Below are 24392 nucleotides of genomic sequence, written 5' to 3' on the forward strand. Positions count from 1 at the left end.
ACCACATTGCCCGAACGGAAGGACGGCCGGCCCGGCCGATTGCGGCTCGCTTAAGGGCGATGCCCGCCAGTCCTGCGCCCGGTCGCATCGGGCGCAGGACGGCCAAAACCTTGTTCCGCAGGCGTTTCGATGACAGAAGCGGCCGCGACGGGACGCCCGGCGCCTCAGCCGCGCGCCCTTCCCCATGACGATACGAGCGAGATGCCCGACGCGACCCCTCCAGGCCCGTCCGATGCCGGCCCGGTGCTGATCACCGGCGCCAGCGGATTCCTGGGCGCCGCGCTGGTGGATGTCTTTCGGAACGCGGGCTTTCCCGTCCGCATCATGGTTCGCGCCTCGAGCCCGCGCACGAACCTGGTCTGGAACGACGTCGAGACGGTCGAGGCCGACATGCGCGACCGGGCCGGCGTCGCCGCCGCCCTCGAGGGCCAGCGCTACCTGATCCACGCGGCGGCCGATTACCGGCTCTGGGCGCCCGACCCGGAGGACATCGTCCGCACGAACCGCGACGGCACACTCATCCTCATGGAAGAGGCGCTGCGGGCTGGACTCGAGCGCGTCGTCTATACGTCGAGCGTCGCCACCATCAAGCCGCACGACGACGGGACGCCGGCCGACGAAACCCGCCCGCTGACGCCCGGTACCGCGATCGGCGCCTACAAGCGCAGCAAGGTCGTCGCGGAGCGCGTGGTCGAGGAGATGGCCGCCCGCAACGGCCTGCCGGTGGTGATTGTGAACCCCTCGACGCCGATCGGCCCGCGCGACGTGAAGCCGACGCCGACCGGCCGCATCATCCTGGAGGCGGCGCTCGGTCGGATGCCGGCCTTCGTCGATACGGGGCTGAACCTCGCCCACGTGGACGACGTGGCCGCCGGGCATCTCGCGGCCCTGCGCCGGGGCCGGACCGGCGAGCGCTACATCTTGGGCGGCGAGAACGTGCTCCTGTCCCAGATGCTCGCCGACATCGCCGGCATGGTCGGGCGCAAGGCCCCGACCGTGAAGCTGCCCCGCGCCGCCGTCTACCCGATCGCCTATATCTCCGAGCAGATGGCGCGGCTGACCGGCAAGGCGCCCTTCGCAACGATCGACGGCATCAGGATGTCGCGCTACCGGATGTTCTTCTCCGACGCCAAGGCGCGGGCCGAGCTCGGCTACACGGCCCGGCCCTATCGCGAGGGCCTGTCCGACGCCCTCGCCTGGTTCCGGCAATCGGGAGCCCTGCGATGAGCGCGAGCCTCAGCAGCCCCGCCGAGGCGCGGTCGGGCAAGGGCCATCACGACGAGAACTTCCCCGTCGCGTCCCACCTGATCCACCCGCGCCACCGCCCCGCGATCCTCGCCTTCTACCACTTCGTGCGGGCGGGCGACGACGTGGCCGACCACGCCGAGCTCTCGCCCGAGCGGAAGATCGTGCTCCTCGACCGGCTGGCCGATGCGCTCACCGGCCAGGGGCCATCGGACCCCGAGGCCGAGCCCCTGAAGGCGGAGCTCGCCGCCCGTGGCCTGCCGCCGCGCCACGCGCTCGAACTCCTCGACGCCTTCCGGATGGATGCCCGCAAGAGCCGCTACGCGACCTGGGACGATCTCATTGGATATTGCCGGCTCTCCGCGATGCCGGTCGGCCGCTACGTCCTCGACGTCCACGGCGAGGATCCTGCCGTGGTGTGGGGACCCTCCGACGCGATCTGCGCGGCCCTGCAGATCCTCAACCACCTTCAGGATTGCGGGAAGGATTTCCGCAGCCTCGACCGGGTCTACATCCCGCAGGAGAGCCTGGACCGGCACGGGGTCCGGATCGAGGCGCTCGGCGCGGCCAAGGCCTCCCCAGCCTTGCGCGCAGTCATCCGGGAGCTCGCCGAGCGCACGCTGGGGCTCCTCGACGAGGGGGCCGTGCTGCCCGACCTAATCCGCGACACCCGCCTCAGCCTGGAGATCGCGGCCATCCACCGCCTCGCCGTCGTCCTGACCAAGGGTCTGACCAGCCGCGACCCTCTGAGCGAGAAGGTCCACCACGGCAAGGCCGCCTTCGCGCTCACGGCACTCTGCGGGGTCACGACGACCCTCCTCCGCCGACCCTTCCGCGAGAAGATCCTGCGCGCGCACGCCCTGCGCATGGCAGGCCCGGGAGTTCGCCCGTGAGCGCCACCGCGACGCCCTACCCCGAGGCGGTCGGGGCCGAGGCCCCGGCCCTGCCGGCGGCCGGCTCCTCCTTCTACACCGCCATGCGGCTGCTGCCGCGGGAGCGCCGCGAGGCGATGTACGCGGTCTACGCCTTCTGCCGATCGGTGGACGACGTCGCCGACGACGGCGGACCCGCCGAAATCCGCGCGGCCGAACTGGACCGCTGGCGGGCGGAGATCGACGCACTCTATGCGGGTCGGCCGCCCGCGCGGGTCCAGCCGCTCGCCGAGCCGGTCCGGCGCTACGGCCTCCTGCGCGAGGATTTCCAGGCCGTCATCGACGGCATGGCGATGGATGCCTTCGAGGACATCGTCGCACCGGACGAGGCGACCCTCGACCTCTATTGCGACCGCGTCGCCAGCGCCGTCGGCCGGCTCTCCGTGCGCATTTTCGGGATGCCCGACGCGCTCGGCATTCGGCTCGCCCACCACGAGGGCCGGGCGCTTCAGCTCACCAACATCCTGCGCGACATCGACGAGGATGCCGAGCGCGGCCGTCTCTACCTTCCGCGGGAAAAGCTCGCGGCGATCGGCCTCGATGATCCCACGCCGGCAGAAGCGATCCAGCACCCGCGGATCGGCGAAGTCTGCGAAGGCTTGGCCGCTGAGGCCGAGGCCCATTACCGGGCGACCTGGGACATCATCGGCCGGAGCCCGCGCCGGGCGACCAAGGCGCCCCGCCTGATGGCCGCGGCCTATCGGCTCTACCTCGACGCGCTCGTCAAGCGCGGCTGGGCGCCGCCGCGCGCCCGGGTGAAGCCCGGCAAGCTCGCCCTCGTCGCCGTCGCGCTCCGGCACGGGATCGTCTGATGGCGGGAACGGTTCACGTCGTCGGCGCCGGCCTCGCCGGCCTCTCGGCCGCCGTATCGCTGGTTGCGGGCGGCGCGCGCGTCGTCGTGCACGAGGCCGCCAAGCAGGCGGGCGGGCGCTGCCGCTCCTACTACGATCCGACGCTCGGCCTGACCATCGACAACGGCAACCACCTGCTCCTGTCGGGCAACCGCTCCGCGCTCGACTTCATGCGCACGATCGGCGCGCCCGCCGACGCGCTGAGCGGGCCGGAGGAGGCCGTCTTCGATTTCGCCGACCTCAAGAGCGGCGAGCGCTGGCGGCTGCGCCCCAATGCCGGCCGCGTGCCCTGGTGGGTGCTCACCCCCTCCCGCCGCGTGCCGGGCAGCCGGGCCCGGGACTACCTCGCGCCGCTCGGCATCCTGCGGGCCGGCGCCGGGCGCACCATCGGCGAGAGCATGGATTGCGCCGGCGCGCTCTACGAGCGCCTCTGGCATCCCGTCCTGCTTGCGGCCCTCAACACCGATCCGAAGGAGAGCGACGCCCGCCTCGCCGCCACGATCCTGCGCGAGACCCTGGGCGCCGGGGGGCAGGCCTGCCGCCCGCTCGTGGCCGTGAACGGCCTGTCGGCCGCCTTCGTCGACCCTGCGGTCGCCTGGCTCCAGGCCCAGGGCGCCTCCCTTCGCTTCGGGCGGCGCCTGCGGGCGCTCGGCTTCGGCGAGGACCGGATCAGCAGCCTGGCCTTTGGCGACGAGAGCATCGACCTCGGCGTCGACGATGCCGTCGTCCTGGCTCTGCCCCCCTGGGTCGCCGCGGACCTCGTTCCCGGCCTCTCGGCGCCGCGGGACTACCGCTCGATCGTCAATGCTCACTACGCGATCCGACCACCGGACGGCGCGCCGCTTCTGCTCGGCGTGGTGAACGGGCTGACGGAGTGGCTATTTGCCTATCCCGATCGTCTGTCCGTCACGATCAGCGGCGCCGATCGGCTGCTCGATGTTCCCAGGGAAGACTTAAGTCGGCAGATCTGGGCGGAACTCTCGACTTTGACGGGACTTGCACCGGAACTGCCCAGCTGGCAGATCGTCAAGGAGAAGCGGGCGACCTTCGCGGCAACGCCCGCCGAGGCGGCACGGCGTGCGAGCGCCGTGACGTCGCACGAGAACCTCGTCCTGGCAGGCGACTGGACCGCGACCGGACTGCCATCGACGATCGAGGGAGCGATCCGCTCAGGGACGACCGCTGCGCACGCGCTTCTCCGCGGAGGATCGTGTGCGTCGGCACAGACGCGCGGCGCGGCGTGACGGATTTCGGCTGCATGAGGCGGCTGACGAGGCGAGGATGATGCGAGAGGCTTTCAAGAAGGTCGAGGCGCTGCAGCGCCCGAAGACTCAGGAAATTTCCCTCGACGACGTCGAGCGCGGCGTCCAGCGGGCGACCGGAGCGCTGACGGCGCTGGCGCATGGCGACGGGCATCTCTGTTTCGAGCTCGAGGCGGATGCGACGATCCCGTCCGAGTACATCCTGTTCCACAACTTCCGCGCCACCCCGATCCCGGACGGTCTCGCGCCCAAGATCGGCAATTACCTGCGCCGCACGCAGGGCAAGCACGGCGGCTGGGCGCTGGTGCATGACGGCCCCTTCGACATCAGCGCCAGCGTGAAGGCCTATTTCGCCCTGAAGCTGATCGGCGACGGGGTCGAGGCCCCGCACATGCGCCGGGCCCGCGAGGCGATCCTGTCCCGGGGCGGGGCGGCCAATTCCAACGTCTTCACGCGCTTCCTGCTCGCCCTGTTCGGCGAGGTGCCGTGGCGCGCGGTCCCCGTGATGCCGGTGGAGATCATGCATCTCCCGCGCTGGTTCCCCTTCCACCTCGACAAGGTGTCCTACTGGGCACGCTGCGTGATGGTGCCCCTGTTCGTCCTGCAGGCGAAGAAGCCCCGCGCCAGAAATCCCCTCGGCATCGGCATCTCCGAGCTGTTCGTGACGCCGCCCGAGCACGTCCAGACCTGGCCGGGCAGCCCCCACGCGACCTGGCCCTGGACGCCGATCTTCGGGGGCATCGACCGCATCCTCCAGAAGACGCAGGACTACTTCCCCAAGAAGCGCCGGCAGCGCGCGATCGACAAGGCGGTGGCCTGGGTGAGCGAGCGCCTCAACGGTGAGGACGGCCTCGGCGCGATCTTCCCGGCCATGGTCAATTCCGTGCTCATGTACGAGGTGCTCGGCTATCCGGCCGATCACCCGCAGGTGCGGATCGCCTGCGAGGCCATCGAGAAGCTCGTGGTCGTCAAGGAGCACGAGGCCTACGTGCAGCCCTGCCTCTCGCCGGTCTGGGACACGGCGCTGGCGAGCCACGCCCTGCTCGAGGCCGGCGGCGGCGAGGCCGAGCATCAGGCCCGCCGCGGCCTCGACTGGCTGCGCCCCCTCCAGGTCCTCGACATCAAGGGCGATTGGGCGGCCGCCAAGCCGAACGTACGGCCGGGCGGCTGGGCCTTCCAATACGCCAACCCGCATTTCCCCGACCTCGACGACACCGCCGTGGTGGTGATGGCCATGGACCGGGCCATGCGCCAGCACGGCCTCGTCGCGGGCATGCCCGATTACGGCGCGGCGATCGCCCGCGCCCGGGAATGGGTCGAGGGCCTGCAGAGCAAGGATGGCGGCTGGGCGGCGTTCGATGCCGACAACAACCACCATTACCTCAATTCGATTCCGTTCTCGGATCACGGTGCGCTCCTCGACCCGCCGACGGCCGACGTCACCGCCCGCGTCGTCTCGATGCTGGCGCAGCTCGGCGAGACCCGCGCGAGCTCGAAGGCCCTCGATCGCGGCGTCGCCTACCTCCTCGCCGATCAGGAAGAGGACGGCAGCTGGTACGGCCGCTGGGGCATGAACTTCATCTACGGCACCTGGTCGGTGCTGTGCGCGCTCAACGCGGCCGGACATGACCACGCCTCGCCGGAGATCCGCCGCGCGGTCTCCTGGCTCATCCGCATCCAAAACCCGGATGGCGGCTGGGGCGAGGACGCCTCGTCCTACAAGATCGACCCGGCCTTCGAGCCCGGCTACTCGACGGCTTCGCAGACGGCCTGGGCGCTGCTCGCGCTCATGGCGGCCGGAGCCTGCGACGACCCGGCCGTGACGCGCGGCATCAACTATCTGACGCGTACGCAGGGGGCGGACGGCTTCTGGGCCGAGGAGCGCTACACCGCGACCGGGTTCCCGCGGGTGTTCTACCTGCGCTACCACGGCTACCCGAAGTTCTTCCCGCTCTGGGCGATGGCGCGCTTCCGCAACCTCAAGCGGAGCAACGCGCGGAACGTGGCGTTCGGGATGTGAGCGGGCGGGCTCGCCGATGAGGCGAGAGCCGGACGAGGCGGCACTCGTCCTCGCCGTGGTCGGGCTCTCCAAGGAGGCTCGGCTGGCAGCGGGCCCCGGAATTGCCGTGCTCGGAACCGGCGGCGATCCGCGGCGGCTGCGTGCGGCGCTGGCCGAGCGGCCGTCCGCCGGTCTCCGTGGGGTCATCAGCTTCGGGATCGCAGGGGGGCTCGATGCCAGCCTCGCAGCCGGAGACTTAGTCGTCGCATCCGGCATCGTCGCAGACGATCGGCGCTTCGGCACCGACCCGACGATGACGGCGCGTATTCAGGGTATGCTGGCCCGATCGAGCGTGCAGCCCGTCTCGGCGGACCTCGCGGGGGTCGATCAGGCGGTCCTCAGCGTCGCGGGCAAAGCGGCACTTCGCGCACGGACGGGGGCCGCGGCCGTCGACATGGAGTCCCACGTGGCGGCGGCCTTCGCCGATCGACACGGCTTGCCCTTCGCCGCCATCCGCGCGGTCTGCGATCCCGCGAGCCGTGCCCTGCCGGCCTTCGTGGCGACGGCGCTCAAGCCGAATGGCGATCCCGACGTCGTCGGCGTGCTCGCCGCCGTGATCGCCCGTCGCGCCGGCGTCCGCGAGCTCGTCCGGCTTGCGCGCGACTCGTCAGCAGCCTTCGGAACGCTGACCCGATGCCGGCAAAGCCTCGGGTCCAATCTTGGGGTTTTATCCGCCTAGCCGTGCCCGACGACCGGCTCAGGTCATCGGAGCGGGTGGCCCGCCAGGCTCTCCTTCGCTCTTGTGGAAGGTCTGGAGGTCGGTCTTCTAGGGGGCTCCACCACTCGCCAACCTCCAGCGACAGCATAGCCGAAAAGAAAAAGCCCGCCGCGTTCTCCCGCGGCGGGCTTTTCAAACCGACAGCGGCTCAGTTCAGGCCGCCGTGCGCTTCCGCGCTTCCGCCTTGGTGTCGGCGCCCGAGGCCTTGATCACCGAGAGCTGCTGCGCGACGTTGCGCGAGAAAACGAACTCGGCCGGGCGCTGGTTTTCCAGGCTCACCTCGGGGGCCATGTCGCCCTCGGTCCTGATGCCGCGGATGGCGTGGACGATGGGCTTCCAAGGCTTCTTCACGGAATCGACCACCGAGGAGGCCTCGTAGCCCGAATGCACCATGCAGTCGGCGCACTTCTCGTAGTTGCCAGTGCCGTAGGCGTCCCAATCCGTCTCCTCCATCAGCTCCTTGAAGGTCGCGGCGTAGCCCTCGCCGAGGAGGTAGCACGGCTTCTGCCAGCCGAAGACGGTGCGGGTCGGGTTGCCCCAGGGGGTGCAATGATAGGTCTGGTTGCCGGCCAGGAAGTCGAGGAACAGGCCGGATTGCTGGAAGGTCCACTTCTCGCGGCCCTTCTCCTTGCCGTGCCGGAAGACGCCCCGGAACAGGTCCTTGGTCGCCTTGCGGTTGAGAAAGTGCTGCTGGTCGGGGGCGCGCTCGTAGGCGTAGCCGGGCGAGACGGTGATGCCGTCGATGCCCATCTTCGTCACGCTGTCGAAGAAGTCGGCGATCTTGTCGGCCGAGGAATTGTTGAAGAAGGTGCAGTTGATGGTGACCCGGAAGCCCATCTCCTTGGCCTTGGCGATCGCGGCCACGGCCTTGTCGTAGACGCCCCGCTGGCAGACCGACTGGTCGTGCATCTCCTTGTCGCCGTCGAGGTGGATCGACCAGGTGAAGTACGGGCTCGGGCGGTACTCCTTGATCTTCTTCTCGAGGAGCAGCGCGTTGGTGCAGACAATCGCGAACTTCTTCTGCGCGATGATGCCCTCGACGATCTGAGGAAGATCCTTGTGGAGAAGCGGCTCGCCGCCGGCGATCACCACGACGGGTGCACCGCACTCGCGCACGGATTCGAGGGCATCCGCGACGGGTAGGCGCTTGTTGAGGATCTCGTCGGGATAGTCGATCTTCCCGCAGCCGGCGCAGGCGAGATTGCAGCGGAACAGCGGCTCCATCATCATCACGAGCGGATAGCGCTTGCGGCCGGTGAGGTGCTGCTTGAGGATGTAGCCGCCAATCTTCGCGACGTACCGAAGGGGAATGCCCAAAACGCGGCTCCTTTGTTCTTGCCTTGATTTGACGGGCTGCTTAGCGCGGAAAAGTGGCGAATTCCAGTAAGCTAAAGGGATGTCAGCCCTGCGCGAAGCCCGCGCAGGGGACCATCACCAGTGTTTAGGCGCATGACGTAATCCCGCCACAGGCAAGCGCTGCCATCGCCCCGGATCACGTCACCGGGTTTCGGCGCCTGCACTGGACGTGATGCCGGCACCGTGGAACGGATCGCGCGGCCCGCCGTTCTGGTGCGGTGCGCAATCGCACTTCGGCGCCGCTGGCCCGCGGATCGCGGCTGCGTTGCATTCGGGGGCACGGACCGGTACTGAGCGCGCAATCCCGATTGGATGGCTGGACCCATGCGGAGCGATCCCGTGCGTGTCGGCATGGGTCGGCCACGCAGCGCGACTCGGCGTTCGACGCGTCTGATGTTAACCGGCTCTGCCGGCGGGCGGGCGGAAGCGCCGGTCCAAGCGCGTTTCGGGGTCTGACCACTCAGCAGGCAGGGTACTCGTGATCGAACGTCTCGTCGCGTTTTCCGTCCAGCGTCGCTGGCTCGTCATCCTCGTCGTGGCGGCGCTCACCGTCGCCAGCGCGGGGCTCGCCGCCCATCTGTTCCGGATCAACACGGATGTCGAGCGGCTGATCGACAAGGACGTGCCGTGGCGGCAGGACGAGATCGCCTACGAGAAGGCCTTCCCGCAGCGGACGAACACGATCGTCGCGGTCATCGATGGCAAGACGCCCGAACTCGCCGAGGAGGCGGCCGCCGGCCTCGCCAAGGCGCTCGCCGGCCACAAGGACCTCATCGAGACGGTCTACCGGCCCGACGGCGGTCCCTTCTACGACAAGAACGGCTTCCTGCTGATGTCGCAGGAGCAGCTGACGAAGACGACCGAGCAGCTCGTCCAGCAGCAGGGCCTGCTCGGGCCGCTCGCCGCGGACCCGACGCTGCGCGGGATCATGCGCGTGCTGGGGCTCGGGGCGAAGGGCATCAAGAGCGGCGACGCCAAGCTCGAGGACCTCGAGGGTCCGATGACCCGGATCGACGAGACGGTCCAGACCGTGCTCGCCGGCAAGCCGGCCCGGATGTCCTGGCAGCTCCTGCTCTCCGGCGGTAAGGCCGAGGGCACCGAGCTGCGCAAGTTCGTGATGATCCAGCCCGTGCTCGACTACAACGCCCTTCAGCCCGGCGCCGAGGCGACGGCGCTCCTGCGCAAGGTCGCCGCCGACCTCAAGATCGCGCCCGAGCACGACCTGCGCATGCGGCTCACCGGTCCCGTCGCGGTCGCCGACGACGAGTTCGCGACGCTGGCCGACGACGCCCTCCTCAACAACGCCGTCACCGTCGGCGCGATCGTGCTGTTCCTGTGGCTGGCGCTGCGCTCGGCGCCGCTGGTCGTGGCCGTCATGATCACGACCTTCTCGGGATTGATCGTGACCGCGGCGCTCGGCCTGGTGATGGTCGGCGAGCTCAACCCGATCTCGGTGGCCTTCGCCGCCCTATTCGTGGGGCTGGGCATCGATTTCGGCATCCAGTTCGCGGTCCGCTACCGGGCCGACCGCTTCGAGCAGCCGGATCTTCCCTCCGCGATCCGCGCCGCCGCGCGCGGCGTCGGCTGGTCGTTGACCCTCGCCGCCGTCTCGCTGCTCGCCGGGTTTTTCGCCTTCCTGCCCACCGCCTTCCGCGGCGTCTCCGAGCTCGGCCTCATCGCCGGCGTCGGCATGATCATCGCCTACCTGTTCTCGCTGACCCTGCTGCCGGCGCTCATCGCCGTGTTCAAGCCGGCGGGCGAGAAGCAGGCCGTCGAGACCACTTGGATGGCGGGCGTCGACCACTGGATCATCGAGCACCGCAAATGGGTGCTCATCGGCGTCGGCCTGATCACGGTCGCTGGCATCCCGTTCCTGTTCAAGCTGCCCTTCGATTCCAATCCGATGCACCTGCGCAGCCCGAAGGTGGAATCGATCGCGACCTATCTCGACCTGATCAAGGACCCGGAGACCAGCCCGAACCTGATCGACGTGATCGCCCCCTCCGTCGACGCCGTGCCGGCGCTCGCGGCGAAGCTGCGCGCCCTGCCCTCCGTCGCCCGCGTCATCGACATCAACACCTTCGTCCCTCCGGACCAGGACGCCAAGCTCGCGACCATTCAGGACACGGCGCAGCTCCTCGGCCCGGCGCTCAACCCGGCGCGTAAGCCGCCGCCGCCGAGCGATGCCGACGTGGTCAAGGCGATCAAGGACACGGTGGGCGCGCTGCGCGGGATCGGCGGTGGCGATGCGTCCGGCGCGAAGGCGGCGGCCAGCCTCGCCACCACCCTCGACAAGCTCGCCGCCGCGCCTCCGGCGACCCGCGAAGCCGCCACGGTGGCGTTGACGACGGACCTCAAGGCCCTGATCGCGCGGCTTGGCGGATTGCTGAACCCGCAGAAGATCACCCTCGACAACCTGCCGCCGCGGCTCAAGGCCGAGTGGATCGCCACGGACGGACGCGCGCGGATCGAGGTTCATCCGACGGGCGATGCCAACGACAACGAGGTGCTGCGCAACTTCGCCAAGGAGGTCCAGAGCGTTGCGCCCCGCGCCACCGGCGCGCCGGTGGCCACGACCTCGTCGAGCTACACGATCCTCGGCGCCTTCGTTCAGGCGGCGGTGACGGCCCTGGTGCTCATCTTCATCATCCTGTCGGTGGCCCTGCGCAAACCCTGGGACGTGGCGATGACGCTCGGTCCCCTGGTGCTCGCCACGCTCTGGACGCTGATGGCGCTGTACCTCGTCGGCATGCCGCTGAACTTCGCCAACATCATCGCGATGCCGCTGATGCTCGCCGTCGGCGTGGCCTTCCACATCTACTACGTGATCGCCTGGCGCGCCGGCGTGGTGGACATGCTGGCCTCGAGCCTGACCCGGGCGATCTTCTTCTCGGCACTGACCACGGGCACTGCCTTCGGCTCGCTCGTCCTGTCGAGCCATCCGGGCACCGCGAGCATGGGAAAGCTGCTCGCCCTGTCGCTGTTCTTCACGCTGGTGGCGGCCTTCTTCGTGGTCCCCGCCTTCCTGGGGCCGCCGCCGAAGCGCAAGGACGAGGAGCGCCCAAACGAGGTCTCGTCGTCACCGTCGGCAAAGGTGGTGCGGGCGTCCGAACCTGCTGCGGTGAAGTGAGCGTCGCGTAAGAACCCTCCCCGCATAAGGGGGTGGGTTTCGGTGCGGCTCAATCGTCCCGATACACCCGCTCGCGCCGCTCGTGGCGCTCCTGCGCCTCCAGGGACAGCGTGGCGATCGGCCTCGCGTCGAGGCGCTTGAGCGAGATCGGCTCGCCCGTTTCCTCGCAATAGCCGTAGGAACCGTCCTCGAGCCGGGCGAGCGCCGCGTCGATCTTGCCGGTGAGCTTGCGCTGCCGGTCGCGGGCCCGGAGCTCGATCGCCCGGTCGGTCTCGGACGAGGCCCGATCGGCGAGGTCGGGGTGGTTCTCGTTCTCGCTCTGGAGGGCGACCAGGGTGTCCTGTGCCTCGCGCAGGATGTCGTTCTTCCAGCCCAGCAGCTTGCGCCGGAAATACTCGCGCTGCCGCTCATTCATGAACGGCTCGTTCTCGGTCGGTACGTATCCGTCCTCGATCGTTACCTTCGCCATGCTTACCCCTCGCCATCCCGTCGCGGCCGGTCTGCGGCGATGTTTGGCGTGCCTATAGTCGAGCTGGGTTCCCGCCACAACGCGCCGCGTCGCCTCAAACCGCACGTCCTCAGGAAAGGCGGGCGTGATGCGACAAACACGCAACGGATGCAGGGGCTGAAGCCCCCCGCTCAGCGGCGCCCGGCTCCCGCGTCGCGGATCGCCTCGGCGATCGCGTCGGCGAGCGCGCGGGCGATCGGGTGGCGGTAATGACTCTGATCGAAGAACTGGCTCGGGTCGCCGAGCTCCGGGCGCGGGCGGCGCCAATCGACCACCGCGCTCGCGCCGTGACTTCGGACAGCCCCTGCGACCGCCGCCTTGCAGGCCTCGTCGGCCGCGGCCCTTGGGGTGCCGGGCCTCGGCAGGCCGGCGGCGTAGACGGGCGGGAAGACGAGCACCAGCGCCGTCTCGGCCGGTACCCGTCTCAAGGTTTCGGCGAGGCGCTGAGCTGCGGGGAAGGCAGGCCCTGCCCTGCCCGGCTCCGGGTGATCCGGCGCCGGAACCTCGCGCTTTACCGCGAAGCGCGGATCGTCCTCGTAGCCGAGCTTCAGGTAATCGGGCTCGTAATCCCACCAGCCGTCGGCGCGTGCCCGTTCGGCTCCGGGCCTGAACACCCAGCCGAACCGGTTGACTACCTCCTCGGCCACCGAGAAGCGGAGCAGGCCGCGCAGGTAGGCGGGCGGGCTGTCGGAGAACAGCCAGAAGGGGAAGGACTTGGCGTTCGGCAGGGCCGGGTCGTTCGTGCACCAGTACTCGTCGGCGGCCACGACCAGGGCGCGGGGCGCGGGATGGTGGCGGAGGTACCAGTCGAGGAGGACGAGCTGCTCGCCCGGTCCCGTGGCCGGCACCGAGAGCTGGACGAAGGGGATGCCGGTGGCTTGGGCAAGGCGCCCCGGCTCAAGGAGCTGGATGTGCGAGTTGCCGAAGATCGCGCCCTGATAGGCCGGGTCGCGCCCGCGGCTCGCCGCTGCCGTGCGGGGGCCCTGCGGGCGCAGGCCGGAGGCGGGAAACAGCCCGGAGCGGCCGCTGTCGTAGGGGTCGACCGCGTAGGCGAGCGCGAGGTAGCCGGCGAGAAGGCCGGCCGCCGTGCCGAGGAAGACCTTGGCGAAGCCGCTCCAGGGGGTGCCCACGGCGTCAGAACTGGAAATAGATGAAGTCGTAGTTCGCATCGTCCCCGATCTTGAGGAGGAGCACCACGAACAGGGTTGCAAACAGCACCGCGACGAGCCGGCTCGGCGGCAATCGCCGCACCGCCTCCCAAGCGGTGGGCCCGAGGATCGCGATGGCTGCGGCGAGCGCGATGGTGCGCCAGCGGAAGCCCGATCCGACGGGCGCCAAGCCGAACAGGCCCTTGAAGATGGCGAGCGCCGCCTCGAAGCTCGTGGCCCGGAAGAACACCCAGGTCAGCATCACGAAGCCGAAGGTCAGCATCCAGCCGAGCATCGCCGGCATCGGCCATCCCGCCCGGCGCCAGAGCAGGCCGGCGCCGAGGCCGAGCCCGTGCGCGGCGCCCCAGGCGACGAAGGTGAGCCCGGCCCCGTGCCAGAGGCCGCCCAGCGTCATCGTCGCGAACAGGGCTGCTACCTGAAGGGCGAGCCCGCGCCGGTTCCCGCCCAGAGGGATGTAGAGGTAGTCGCGCAGGAAGCGCGACAGCGTCATGTGCCAGCGCCGCCAGAAGTCGCGCAGGCTCGCGGCGCGGTAGGGCGCGTCGAAGTTCTGCGGCAGCACCACGCCGAACAGGAGCGCGATGCCGAGCGCCATGTCGGTGTAGCCCGAAAAATCGAAATAGATCTGGAAGGTGAAGCCCAGCGTCGCCTGCCAGGCCTCGACCATCGTCACGACCTTGCCCTCGGCCGCGGCCTGGAAGACCGGGTTGACCGTGACGCTCAGCGGATCGCCGATCAGCACCTTCTTGGCGAGGCCGACGCAGAGCAGCATCAGGCCGCGCCCGATCCGCTCGGCCGCATCCGAGCGGAGATACGGCCGCTCCTCGAACTGGTGCATGATCTCGCTCCAGCGCACGAGGGGGCCGGCGAGAACCTGCGGGAAGAAGGCGATGTAGAGCCCGTAGCGGACGAGGTCGTAGGGCGGCGCCCGCCCCACCCTCAGGTCGGTCAGGTACATGACGTGGTGGAAGGTGAAGAAGGAGATGCCGAGCGGCAGCACGATGTCGGCGTGGGGCAGGCTGGCGCCCGGGATCAGGTTGGCGAGGTCGGCGAAGAAATTGAGGTACTTGTAGGCGGCGAGGACCAGCAGGTTCAGGCCGATGGCGAGCGGGATCAGGAGCGCGGCCCGCGTCCGGAGGAACAGCCCCGCCGCGAGCCAGTTCAGGACGATCGATGCAGCGAGCAGGGGGACGAAGCGGATGTCCCACCAGCCGTAGAACACGAAGGACAGGGCCAGGAGGACGGGCAGGCGCCATTCCGGCCGGTAGCGCTCCACCAGCGCGTGCAGGACAAGCGCGGCCGGAAGGAAGCCCAGGAGGAAGACGAGAGAGTTGAAGAGCATCGGACGGGATCGGGCGCCGTGATCGGCGCGCCACCGCGCCTCCTGAGATGTCCTGCGGCCGCCTTGTCGGGGATCGGGAGAGGGGCGTCAACGGCGCGTCGTGACGGCGCAACGCCCCGGCGGTATCACGGCCCATGGCCCTGCCGCGCGACCTCGTCGACATCCGCACGATCTACCACGAGGCGGCGGTCCCGGATTTTCCCCGCGGTCGGGCCATCCTCGACCGCTTTCCGCAAGCCGAGCGCATCCTCGTGCCCTCGCACTGGAACATCCCGACCCTGCACGGCAATGCCGGTGCGGTGGAGGATTGGGTCCGGATCAAGCGCTCGACCCTGGTGCTCGGGGTCAAGAAGGGCCTCGCCATGCGGCCGAACGGGCGCAGCGCCCATTTCATCGCGCCCTCGACCTCGAACGGCTGCGCCATGGCCTGCGCCTATTGCTACGTGCCCCGTCGGAAAGGCTTCGCCAACCCGATCTCCCTGTTCGTGAACGTCGACACGGTCTGCGCTGCCATCCGGCGCCATGCCGAGCGCCAGGGGCCGCTGCCGGAACCCGACACCATCGATCCGGAGCGCTGGGTCTACGACATCGGCGAGAACGGGGACCTCTCGGTCGACGCCATGCTCTGCGATAACGTCCGGGACCTCGTCGCGCTGTTCCGGGACCTGCCCAACGCCAAGGGCTCCTTCGCCACGAAGGCGGTGAACCGCGACCTCCTCGCCTACGAGCCGCGGGGGAAGACCCGCATCCGGTTCTCGCTGATGCCCGAGCGCATCGCCCGGGTCGTCGACGTGCGGACCTCGCCGATCTCCGAGCGGATCGCCGCCATCGACGACTTCGTGGCGGCCGGCTACGAGGTCCACCTGAACTACTCCCCTGTCATCCTCTACGAGGGCTGGGAGGCGGATTGGGCGGAGCTCTTCGCGCAGGTGGACAACCGGATCGGCCCGGCGGCGAAAGCGCAGCTCAAGGCCGAGATCATCATGCTGACCCACAATGCCGACCTCCACGAGGTCAATCTGGGCTGGCACCCGAAGGCCGAGGACCTGCTCTGGCGGCCCGACATCCAGGAGGCGAAGCGCTCGGAGGGCGGCGGCGCCAACCTGCGCTACCGCAGCGGCTGGAAGGGGCGTTGGCTCGCCCGGTTCAAGGCGCTGCTCGCCGAGCGGATGCCCTATTGCACGGTGCGCTACGCCTTCTGAAGCCGAGCGCCGAACCGGCGGCACCGATCCTGCGTTGCCGCCGCGCGATCGCCGGAGCGAAATCCCCATGGACCAGCACGACACCTACCTCCGCGAGGCCGTGGCGCTCGCCCGCGACAACGTCGCGGCCGGCGGCCGGCCCTACGGCGCCGTGATCGTCCGCGACGGGAAGGTCCTCGCACGGGCCGCCAACACCACCCACGCGACGAAGGACCCGACCGACCACGCCGAGATGGTGGCGATACGCGCTGCGAGCCGGAGCCTCGGGGGATCCAAGCTCGAGGATTGCGTCGTCTATGCCAGCGGCCGGCCCTGTCCGATGTGCCACGCCGCCATGCGGCTCTCCGGCATCAAGACGGCCTACTTTGCCTACACGGCAGAGGAGGCCGAGACCTACGGACTCCTCGGCGCCGGGATCTACGCGGAGCTCTGCCTGCCTCTCGACGAACAGCCGATGCAGGTGCGGCACCTGCCGGTCCGAGACGAGGCGAATCCCTTCGCGGCCTGGAAGGCCCGGCAGGACGGAGCCTGAGGCGGCGTCAGTGGGTCCAGGGCGCCGTGCGGTTGAACTTGAAATTGTCCGAGTAGGACAGGCCCTTCCGCAGGATCGGCTTCTGCGGCTCCTCGACCCGGTAGGTCAGGCCGGCGCGCGTCGCGTAGGCCACCGCCTCTTCCTTCGTCTCGAATTCCAGCTTGACCTGCTGGAGCATGTCGGACGAGCCGGTCCAGCCCATCAGCGGGTCTTTTTCGCGCGGCGTGGTGGCGTCGAACTCCAGCATCCAGTTCTTGGTGCGGGCGAGCCCCGATTGCGACGGGTCCTTCGACGGCTGGTAGATGCGCGCGCTCGTCACGGTCCCGGATCCTCGGACGTCCAGAAATGGTCGGGGCGATAGGATTCGAACCTACGACCCTCTGGTCCCAAACCAGATGCGCTACCAGGCTGCGCTACACCCCGACATGCCCAGGGACATACGGTTTCCGGCCCCCTGCGGCAAGCGCCAGCGACCGATAGCCCTGGGCTAGCGGCGTGGTCTCCGCTACGTGACGATCCTGGATGCCTCCGCAGGTCCGTCCCATGACACGCCCTCTCCAGAGCCGCCGGATCCTCCTCGTCATCGGCGGTGGGATCGCGGCCTACAAGGCTCTCGACTTGATCCGCCGCCTACGCGAGCGCGGCGCCAGCGTCCGGCCCCTGCTGACCAAGGGCGCCCAGGAATTCGTGACCCCGCTCGCCGCCGCCGCGCTCGCGGGGGAGCGCGCCCATACCGACCTGTTCGACCGGGCCGACGAGGCCGAGATCGGCCATATCCGGCTCGCCCGCGACGCCGACGCCGTCGTCGTGGCGCCGGCCACCGCGAGCCTGATGGCGCGGATGGCTGCGGGCGACGCCTCCGACCTCGCCGCGACGGTGCTTCTCGCCACGACCCTGCCGATCCTGATCGCGCCGGCCATGAATGTCCGGATGTGGCAGCACCCCGCGACGCGGCGCAATCTCGCGACCCTCAGGAGCGACGGCGTCCGGGTCGTCGGGCCGAACGAGGGTTCGATGGCCGAGGCCGAGACCGGGCCGGGCCGTCTCGCCGAGCCGCACGAGATCGCCGACGCTCTCGAGGCCATGCTGGCCGAGAGCCGCCCGGCCGGCGGCTTCGGCTTCCTGTCCGGCAGGACGAAGCCCGGGCCGCTGGCAGGACGGCGCGTCCTCGTGACCTCCGGCCCGACCCATGAGCCGATTGACCCCGTGCGCTATCTCGCCAACCGCTCCTCCGGCCGGCAGGGCCACGCCATCGCCGCCGCCGCCGCCGCCGCCGGGGCGACCGTGACGCTCATCTCCGGGCCCGTGGCGATCCCCGATCCACCCGGCGCCAAGGTCGTGCGGGTCGGGACAGCGCGCGAGATGCTGGAGGCGGTCGAGGCGGCGCTGCCCACCGACGTCGCGGTGTTCTGCGCGGCGGTGGGCGATTGGCGCCCGGCGGAGGCACGGGGCGCCAAGATCAAGAAGGATGGCACTGCGCCGGCGCCCCTCGCCCTCGTCGAGAACCCGGACATCCTCGCCACCATCGCGGGGCGGAGCGCCGACCGGCCCCGGCTGGTGGTCGGCTTCGCCGCCGAGACCGACCGGGTGATCGAGAACGCGCGGGAAAAGATCGCCCGGAAGGGCTGCGATCTGCTCGTGGCCAACGACGTCTCGCACGAGGGCGGGGTGATGGGAGGCGCGCGCAACAGCGTGCACCTCCTCGGGCGCGACGGCGCCCTCGAATCCTGGCCGGAACTCGACAAGGACGAGGTCGGGCGACGGCTCGTCGAGCGCTTCGCCGCGATGCTTTGATCAAGATCTACGAAGCGTACTTCACCGAGCAGCCATAGGGCTTCGAGGTCTTCACGCTCACCGGCTTGCCGGCCGCGATCTCGGTCAGCGCCGCGTCAACGTAGTTCTTGGCGGTCTTGAGGTCCTCGAGATTGGCCGAGGGCTTGTCGTCGATGCCGCCCTGGTAGAGCAGCGTGCCGTCGCCCGAGACGATGTACATGTGCGGCGTCGTCTTGGCGTCGTAGGCGCGCCCGATCGTGCCCGGGGCATCGAGGAGCACGGTGGTCGGCGCGGCGCCGCGGCTCTGCGTCAGGCGGTTGGCGCCCTGGCCGTCGACGGCGCCCTGCTCGCCCGGCGCCGAGGAGATCACGCTGAGCCAGACCACGCCGGCGGCCGTCCACTTCTTCTGGAGGGCCTGCATGGCCTGGCCGCCGTAATGCTTCATCACGAAGGGGCAATCGTGGTTCGTCCATTCGAGGACGACGGTCTTGCCCTTGAAATCCTCGAGCTTCACGGTCTTGCCGTCGGCATCGGTGGCGCTGAAAGCCGGGGCCGGCTTGCCGACCTGCGGCGCGGCGCTCGCCGCGAAGGGCAACGCCAGGAGCGCGCTACCGAGGCTCAGTCCCAGGAGGATACGGCGCGTCGTCGACATCTCTCACCTCTTCGTGGTGGGCTCAGCGGGAGCGTTTGCGGGCAAAGTGAATACGGGTTCGCGTGAAGGAGATGCGACAAGCGCGGGCGCTGCAGCGGTTCCCGTTACGCGGGGATCATGGAAGCTGCCCCAGCGAGGCGCTGCGGTCGGTGACCGGCTTGGGCAGCCGCTCGATCTCCGCGAGCACCGCCCCCTGCGTCAGGATCTGCGGCAGCACGGTCGGCTCGCCGGCACCGCTATAGAGCAGGTAGAGCGGAACGCCGCTGCGGCCATGCCGCTCCAGCAGCCGGGTGATCTCGGGATTCTGGTTGGTCCAGTCGCCCTTGAGATAGGTCACCCCACGCTCCCTGAAGGCGGCTTTCACCGCATCGGTCGCGAGCGCCGTGCGCTCGTTGACCTGGCAGGTGATGCACCAGGCCGCGGTCATGTTGACGAAGACCGGGCGGCGCTCGGCGAGGAGCATGTCGAGCCGCGCCTGGGTGAAGGCCTCGACCCCGCCCGCTCCGGCGGCCACCCCCGACGCGGAGAGGCGGTCGCGATCGATGCTCAGGGAGAGGCCGATCAGGGCGGCGAGCGCGGCCAGCGCCGCACCGCGCCCGAGCGGCCGTCCGACCGGGCCGGCATCCCCGGCCCGCTCCCAGATCCAGGCGGCGAAGGCGACGAGGACGAGGCCGATCAGCCCGGCGAGCAGCCCCGTCGGTCCGACCTGCTGGGCCAGCACCCAGACGAGCCAGGCCACGGTGGCGTAAATCGGGAAGGCAAGCGCGCCCTTCAGGGTCTCCATCCAAGCGCCGGGCCGGGGCAGGCGCCGCACGGCCGCGGGCCAGGTCGTCAGGATGAGGAAGGGCAGCGCCAGGCCCAGGCCCAGGCTCGCGAAGACGGCGAGGCTCACGCCGGCCGATTGCGTCAGCGCGAAGCCCACCGCCGAGCCCATGAAGGGCGCCGTGCAGGGCGTCGCCACGACGGTCGCGAGGACGCCCGTGAAGAAGGAGCCCTGCAGGCCGGCCCGCCGGGTCAGGCCGTCACCGATCCCGGCGAGCCGACCGCCGACATGGACCACGCCCGACAGGCTGAGGCCCATGGCGAAGAGCAGGTAGGCAAGGCCCGCGACGACGAGCGGCGATTGCAGCTGGTAGCCCCAGCCGATCCCGGCGCCCGCGCCTTTCAGCGCGATGAGGAGGCCGGCGAGTGCGAGGAAGGCGGCGAGCACGCCCGCGGTGTAGGCGAGCCCGTGAAGCCGGACGCGGCCCGGCGGCTCGCCGGAATGCTTCACTAGGCTCAGGACCTTGATCGAGAGAATCGGGAAGACGCAGGGCATCAGGTTGAGGAGAAGCCCGCCGAGGAAGGCGAGCCCGGCCGCGCTCAGCAGAGTCAGGTTCTCCGCGGGCTCCGGCGCGGCCGTCGGCGATGCCGCGGCCGGCACGGCCGCCGGCGCCGGGGCCTCACCGATCGCGAAGGCGTTGCGGACCGTGCCGTCGCCCGTCTCCTCCTCGATGACCAGAACGCCGGGCAGTTCCGCGGGCGTCGCCTCGCTTGCACTGCCGCGCGCGAGCGACAGGCGCAGGCTGGCCGCATCGACGGAGACATCCTGCTTGGCAGCGTGCTCGATCGCCGTCTCGGAATAGGGGAAGAAGGCGACCGAGCGGATCCTGTCCTCCCGCAGGCCAGTCGCCTCGACCTGGAGAACGAGGCGATTGCCCTCGGCCGACAGCCGGGCCGGCCAAGGCGAGGCCGTCGGCAGGGCGGCGCGGGCCTGCGCGAAAAGCGCGCGGTTCTGCGGGTTCGCGCCGGTGCTGGTGCCCTCGGCCGCCACGGGCAGGTCGAGCCGCAGCTCGGCCGAGCCCGGCACGCATTCGCGCTCGCAGACGAGGTAGTCGAGCTTGGCCGCGAGCCGGACCGGCTTGCCGGGGGCGAGGTCCGCCGGCGGCGTTACCTCCGTGAGAAGGACGGTCTCGTTCTCGAAGCCGAAATTCATGAGGTGCGAGACGGGGATGCGACTCGGCGTCGGCCATTGGATCGGACCGGTGGAGAAGCCCGGCGGCAGCCTCCAGGCGGCTTCCGGCGGCAGGCCGGAATCGCCGGGATTGCGCCAGTAGACGTGCCAGTGCGGCTTCATCACCATCCGGATGCCGACGGTGAAGGGCTCGCCGGCCCGGATCGCCGCCGGCTCCGCGACGAGGCTCGCCAGCACGAGGTCGGCAGGCGGCTTGCCGCCCTGCGCCCGGGCGCTCGGGAGGCCGAGGAGGACGAGGGCTAGGAGGGCGAGAAGCCGGGTCATCGGGTCCCTTGTTGGATCGGAAACGCGGGGACGTCCCTGGTGCACAATCTAGGTCCGTTCGACCGGCGGACAAAATCCCGGCGCCGTGAGCCGGCCGCGACGGGGCGTCCCAGGCTCCGGGCCCTATTTCGTGCCGCCGATCGGCCGGGTTACGTCGTCGAGCCAGGCCCGCGTCTGCGCATCGACCTGAGGCGAGAGCGCTGCGCGCACCCTTGCGTGGTAGGCGTCGATCCAGGCGATTTCACGCTCGCTCAGGAGCTCCGGCTCGATCAGCGCGGGATCGTAGGGCGCCAGCGTCAGGGTCTCGAAGCCGCGCATCGGGCGCTCGGCGCCCGGGATCGCGAGCTCCTCCACCAGGATCAGGTTCTCGATCCGAATGCCGTAGGCGCCCGCCCGGTAGTAGCCGGGCTCGTTCGAGAGGATCATGCCGGGCTGCAGCGCCGTCGTGCCGGTCTTGGCGATGCGCTGCGGACCCTCGTGCACGGAGAGGAAGGCGCCGACGCCGTGGCCGGTGCCGTGGTCGAAGTCGAGCCCGGCCTCCCAGAGGGGTGCCCGGGCGAAGGCGTCGATCTGGGCGCCGGTCGTGCCTTTCGGGAATGTCGCCGCGGCGATTGCGACGTGGCCCTTGAGCACGCGGGTGTAGCGCTCGCGCATCTCGGGGCTCGGCGTGCCGATGGCGATCGTGCGGGTGATGTCGGTGGTCCCGTCGGCGTATTGGGCGCCGGAATCGATGAGGAAGAGCTCGCCCTCGCCCACCGCCCGATCGGTGGCCCGGGTCACCCGGTAATGCACGATCGCCCCGTTCGGGCCGCTGCCCGAGATTGTCGGGAACGACACGTCGCGCAGCAGCCCGGTCTCGGCGCGGAAATCCTCCAGGACCTCGACGGCCTCGATCTCGGTGAGGCCGCCCTGCCCTGCCCGGCCGGCGAGCCAGGCGAGGAAGCGCGTCACCGCGGCCCCGTCGCGCAGGTGGGCGGCGCGGGCGCCCGCGATCTCGGCCTCGTTCTTGACCGCCTTCAACGCCGTGATTGGGTCGGGGCCGAGATCCGCCACGCCGCCGGCGGCCTCGATCCGGGTCTTGAGGGCGTAGGCCCCGGTCGCGGAATCGAGCCTGACGCGCTTGGCCCTGGCCGAGGCGGCGTCGAGGGCCTCAGGGAAGGCGTCCGAGGGCCTTAAGTCGGCAAGCTCCGCCAGTGCCGCGCGCAGGTCCGCTGCCACCCTCTCCGAGCCGAGATACAGGCCGGCCCGGCCCTCGCGCGGCACCACCGCGTAGCCCAGCGCCAGGGGCGTGTGGGCGACGTCCGCGCCGCGCAGATTGAAGGTCCAGGCGAGGTTGTGCGGGTCGGAGATCACCAGCGCGTCGCAAGGTGCCTTTTCCAGCGCGGCGCGGATGCGGGCGAGCTTGTCGGCCGTGCTCTCGCCCGCGAGTTCCGGGGGATGGGCGACGATCGCGCCGGCGGGCCGCCCCGGCCTGTCGGCCCAGACGGCATCGACGGGGTTGCGGGCGACGGGCTGCAGGCTCGCGCCGGCCTTCGCGACCGCCCGCTCCAGACGCGCGACCCCGTCCGGCGTGTGCAGCCAGGGATCGTAGCCGAGGATCGACCCGGCCCCGAAATGCGCCTCGATCCAGGCCTCCGGGGCGGTCTCGGCAATCGCCACCGGCGTGATCGCCGCCGTATCGACCTGCTCGGGCGCCTGAAGGGTGTAGCGGCCGTCGACGAACAGGGCGGCCTCCGCGGCGAGGACGACGGCCGTGCCCGCCGACCCCGTGAAGCCGGTGAGCCAGGCCAAGCGCTCGGCGTCGGGCGGGACGTATTCCGATTGGTGCTCGTCGGCCCGCGGCACCACGAAGCCGTCGAGGCCGGCCGCGCGCATCGCCTCGCGCAGGGCCGAGATCCGGGCCGCGCCCTCGCGATGGCCCGGATCATCGAAGGTCTGGAAACGGCGTCGGGTCGCGGAGTCTGCCATGGCGAGAGCGTTACGCCGGGCCTGAGCCAGCGGCAACGTCCCTAGCGGCGCAGGCGCGGGGCCGCCCCGCCGCGCCGCAGGACGAGCGTCGCCCAGCCCTCGATCACGCCCTTCTCGGCCAGGTGGAAGCCGCGATGGCGGTAGGTGGAGAGGACGCCCGGGACGTCCCGCTCGATCAGCCCCGACAGGATGAGCACGCCGCGATCGGCGACGGTCGCCGTCAGCGAGGGCGCGAGGCGCTTGAGGGGTCGGGCCAGGATGTTGGCGAAGACGATGTCGAAGCGCCGCGGACGATCCGCCAGGGCATGACGCACGCCCGGGCCTTGGTAGAGCCGGACCAGGGGGCCGAGGCCGTTGAGGCGGGCGTTGCCCTTCGCCGTCGTCACCGCCTCCGGATCGAGGTCGCCCGCGATCACCGGCCGGTGCAGAGCCCTGGCCGCGGCGAAGGCGAGGATGCCCGTGCCGGTGCCGACGTCGAGGACATGGGCCGGCCGGCCGCGCTTGAGCGACCCCGCGAGTGCCCGCAGGCAGCCCAGCGTGGTACCGTGATGGCCGGTGCCGAAGGCGAGCGCCGCCTCGATCTCGATGGCGAGGTCGTTCGGCCGGACCCTGTCGCGGTCGTGGAAGCCGTGGACCAGGAAGCGGCCGGCGCGCACGGGCTTCAGCCCCTCGAGGGAGGTGCGGACCCAATCCTGCTGGTCGATCGTCTCGAACGTCGCGACGTCGGCCTGCGGACCCACAACGGGACGGATCAGGTCGCGGATCATGGCCTCGTCGGGCGCATCCGCGAAGTAGGCCTCCAGCCTCCAGGTGCGGCCGTCCTCCGCCTCGAAGGCAGCGACCGCCGTCTGCGTCGGATCGAACATCTCGCCGAGCAGATCGGTCATGACCCGCGCCGAGCCCTCGTCGGTGAGGAGCCGCAGCACGTGCGTCGGGCGGTGGGGCGGCAGGCCTTCGAGCATGGCGAGCCTCTAACACCCGCGACCCTGCGCCGCTACGGGCCGCGGCTGCACCGCAAGACGCCACGAGTGCCGAATTCTTAGTCACGGGGCCGGAACGGCGGATCGCCTCCCGCGTTCACGGTGGCTTCTCTTGCGGGCCGGTTACGAGGTTGGCTCGACCATCGAGGTTGCGTTGTGCGTATGAAGATCAAGCGGGCCGGCCGCCGTGCGCCGGTGGTCCTCGCGCGGGGGCCCGGCTCCAGCCGAAAGGCCGCGCAGACCAGGGCCGCGCTTGCCGACGCCGAAGTGCTGTCCGAGCCGCTGCCGGGACCGATGCTGGTCCTCCTGAGTCGTCTGCACCGGTCCGAGCAGCTCCAGAGCGACGAGGACGAGCGGGGCTGAGCCTGGGCCGACGCGAGCCGTGGCCCGCCCGTTTCCTTCCGCTCGGCGTCCTGACCGAAAGTGATGCGTGACCCT

The 24392-nt window shown here is 70.4% G+C and carries 20 protein-coding genes and 1 tRNA gene; 11 read left to right on the forward strand and 10 right to left on the reverse strand.

Annotation, left to right across the window (positions count from 1 at the left end):
- The first annotated feature begins 201 nt into the window (after positions 1-201).
- Genes hpnA through MFF55_RS15085 form a run of 6 tightly spaced genes read left to right on the forward strand, consistent with a single transcriptional unit; the run spans position 202 to position 7028 of the window.
- Positions 202-1227 (forward strand): hopanoid-associated sugar epimerase, encoded by a 1026-nt coding sequence (gene hpnA, locus MFF55_RS15060; protein WP_238244924.1) that lies wholly within the window; start codon positions 202-204, stop codon positions 1225-1227.
- Entirely contained in the window at positions 1224-2138 is a 915-nt protein-coding gene (gene hpnC, locus MFF55_RS15065) for a squalene synthase HpnC (RefSeq protein WP_238244925.1), read from the forward strand. The genes hpnA and hpnC overlap by 4 nt, the downstream gene beginning before the upstream one ends.
- Positions 2135-2989, forward strand: coding sequence for a presqualene diphosphate synthase HpnD (hpnD, locus tag MFF55_RS15070; protein ID WP_238244926.1), 855 nt, complete (start codon positions 2135-2137; stop codon positions 2987-2989). Before hpnC ends, hpnD begins: the two co-directional genes overlap by 4 nt.
- Positions 2989-4272 carry a hydroxysqualene dehydroxylase HpnE gene (hpnE, locus tag MFF55_RS15075; RefSeq protein WP_238244927.1) on the forward strand — a complete coding sequence of 428 codons (1284 nt, stop codon included), beginning with the start codon at positions 2989-2991 and terminating at the stop codon, positions 4270-4272. The genes hpnD and hpnE overlap by 1 nt, the downstream gene beginning before the upstream one ends.
- Before the next feature lie 40 nt (positions 4273-4312).
- Entirely contained in the window at positions 4313-6310 is a 1998-nt protein-coding gene (gene shc, locus MFF55_RS15080; protein WP_238244966.1) for a squalene--hopene cyclase, read from the forward strand.
- A gap of 16 nt (positions 6311-6326) precedes the next feature.
- Positions 6327-7028 carry a phosphorylase family protein gene (locus MFF55_RS15085; RefSeq protein WP_238244928.1) on the forward strand — a complete coding sequence of 234 codons (702 nt, stop codon included), beginning with the start codon at positions 6327-6329 and terminating at the stop codon, positions 7026-7028.
- A 192-nt stretch (positions 7029-7220) separates the two neighbouring features.
- On the opposite strand, the gene hpnH is transcribed toward MFF55_RS15085, so the two are convergent.
- Complete coding sequence (gene hpnH, locus MFF55_RS15090) at positions 7221-8384, reverse strand: adenosyl-hopene transferase HpnH (protein ID WP_238244929.1); 1164 nt, start codon at positions 8382-8384, stop codon at positions 7221-7223.
- Between the two features lie 517 nt (positions 8385-8901).
- Here hpnH and MFF55_RS15095 point away from each other — a divergent pair.
- Positions 8902-11553 carry an MMPL family transporter gene (locus MFF55_RS15095; protein WP_238244930.1) on the forward strand — a complete coding sequence of 884 codons (2652 nt, stop codon included), beginning with the start codon at positions 8902-8904 and terminating at the stop codon, positions 11551-11553.
- 49 nt (positions 11554-11602) lie between these two features.
- Here the strand turns inward: MFF55_RS15095 and dksA are convergent, their stop codons facing one another.
- The 3 genes from dksA to MFF55_RS15110 all read right to left on the reverse strand — a co-directional run bounded on the left by dksA (position 11603) and on the right by MFF55_RS15110 (position 14569).
- A complete protein-coding gene (gene dksA, locus MFF55_RS15100; RefSeq protein ID WP_238244931.1) occupies positions 11603-12022 on the reverse strand; it encodes an RNA polymerase-binding protein DksA in 420 nt (139 codons plus the stop codon).
- 170 nt (positions 12023-12192) lie between these two features.
- Complete coding sequence (locus MFF55_RS15105) at positions 12193-13230, reverse strand: hypothetical protein (RefSeq protein ID WP_238244932.1); 1038 nt, start codon at positions 13228-13230, stop codon at positions 12193-12195.
- Entirely contained in the window at positions 13196-14569 is a 1374-nt protein-coding gene (locus MFF55_RS15110; protein WP_238244933.1) for an MBOAT family O-acyltransferase, read from the reverse strand. The genes MFF55_RS15105 and MFF55_RS15110 overlap by 35 nt, the downstream gene beginning before the upstream one ends.
- A 134-nt stretch (positions 14570-14703) precedes the next feature.
- Between MFF55_RS15110 and MFF55_RS15115 the strand changes: the two genes are divergently transcribed.
- Both MFF55_RS15115 and MFF55_RS15120 read left to right on the forward strand, forming a co-directional pair.
- Entirely contained in the window at positions 14704-15771 is a 1068-nt protein-coding gene (locus MFF55_RS15115) for a spore photoproduct lyase family protein (RefSeq protein WP_238244934.1), read from the forward strand.
- A gap of 67 nt (positions 15772-15838) precedes the next feature.
- Entirely contained in the window at positions 15839-16303 is a 465-nt protein-coding gene (locus MFF55_RS15120; RefSeq protein ID WP_238244935.1) for a nucleoside deaminase, read from the forward strand.
- A gap of 7 nt (positions 16304-16310) precedes the next feature.
- On the opposite strand, the gene MFF55_RS15125 is transcribed toward MFF55_RS15120, so the two are convergent.
- Both MFF55_RS15125 and MFF55_RS15130 read right to left on the reverse strand, forming a co-directional pair.
- On the reverse strand, positions 16311-16622 hold the full coding sequence (locus MFF55_RS15125; protein ID WP_238244936.1) for an ETC complex I subunit: 312 nt from the start codon (positions 16620-16622) through the stop codon (positions 16311-16313).
- A 27-nt stretch (positions 16623-16649) separates the two neighbouring features.
- A tRNA-Pro gene (locus MFF55_RS15130) sits at positions 16650-16726 on the reverse strand.
- 120 nt (positions 16727-16846) lie between these two features.
- Between MFF55_RS15130 and coaBC the strand changes: the two genes are divergently transcribed.
- On the forward strand, positions 16847-18097 hold the full coding sequence (gene coaBC / locus MFF55_RS15135) for a bifunctional phosphopantothenoylcysteine decarboxylase/phosphopantothenate--cysteine ligase CoaBC (protein ID WP_238244937.1): 1251 nt from the start codon (positions 16847-16849) through the stop codon (positions 18095-18097).
- A 7-nt stretch (positions 18098-18104) separates the two neighbouring features.
- Here the strand turns inward: coaBC and MFF55_RS15140 are convergent, their stop codons facing one another.
- From MFF55_RS15140 to MFF55_RS15155, 4 genes are all read right to left on the reverse strand, one after another.
- On the reverse strand, positions 18105-18728 hold the full coding sequence (locus tag MFF55_RS15140) for a thioredoxin family protein (protein ID WP_238244938.1): 624 nt from the start codon (positions 18726-18728) through the stop codon (positions 18105-18107).
- A 115-nt stretch (positions 18729-18843) separates the two neighbouring features.
- Positions 18844-21006: a protein-disulfide reductase DsbD family protein gene (locus MFF55_RS15145; protein WP_238244939.1), complete on the reverse strand. Its 2163-nt coding sequence runs from the start codon at positions 21004-21006 to the stop codon at positions 18844-18846.
- A 123-nt stretch (positions 21007-21129) separates the two neighbouring features.
- Positions 21130-22974, reverse strand: coding sequence for an aminopeptidase P family protein (locus MFF55_RS15150; RefSeq protein ID WP_238244940.1), 1845 nt, complete (start codon positions 22972-22974; stop codon positions 21130-21132).
- Between the two features lie 41 nt (positions 22975-23015).
- Entirely contained in the window at positions 23016-23936 is a 921-nt protein-coding gene (locus tag MFF55_RS15155; RefSeq protein ID WP_238244941.1) for a 50S ribosomal protein L11 methyltransferase, read from the reverse strand.
- A 180-nt stretch (positions 23937-24116) separates the two neighbouring features.
- Between MFF55_RS15155 and MFF55_RS15160 the strand changes: the two genes are divergently transcribed.
- Complete coding sequence (locus MFF55_RS15160; protein WP_238244967.1) at positions 24117-24317, forward strand: hypothetical protein; 201 nt, start codon at positions 24117-24119, stop codon at positions 24315-24317.
- The last annotated feature ends 75 nt before the right edge of the window (positions 24318-24392 follow it).

The organism is Methylobacterium iners (assembly GCF_022179305.1).
Taxonomy (GTDB): Bacteria; Pseudomonadota; Alphaproteobacteria; order Rhizobiales; family Beijerinckiaceae; genus Methylobacterium; species Methylobacterium iners.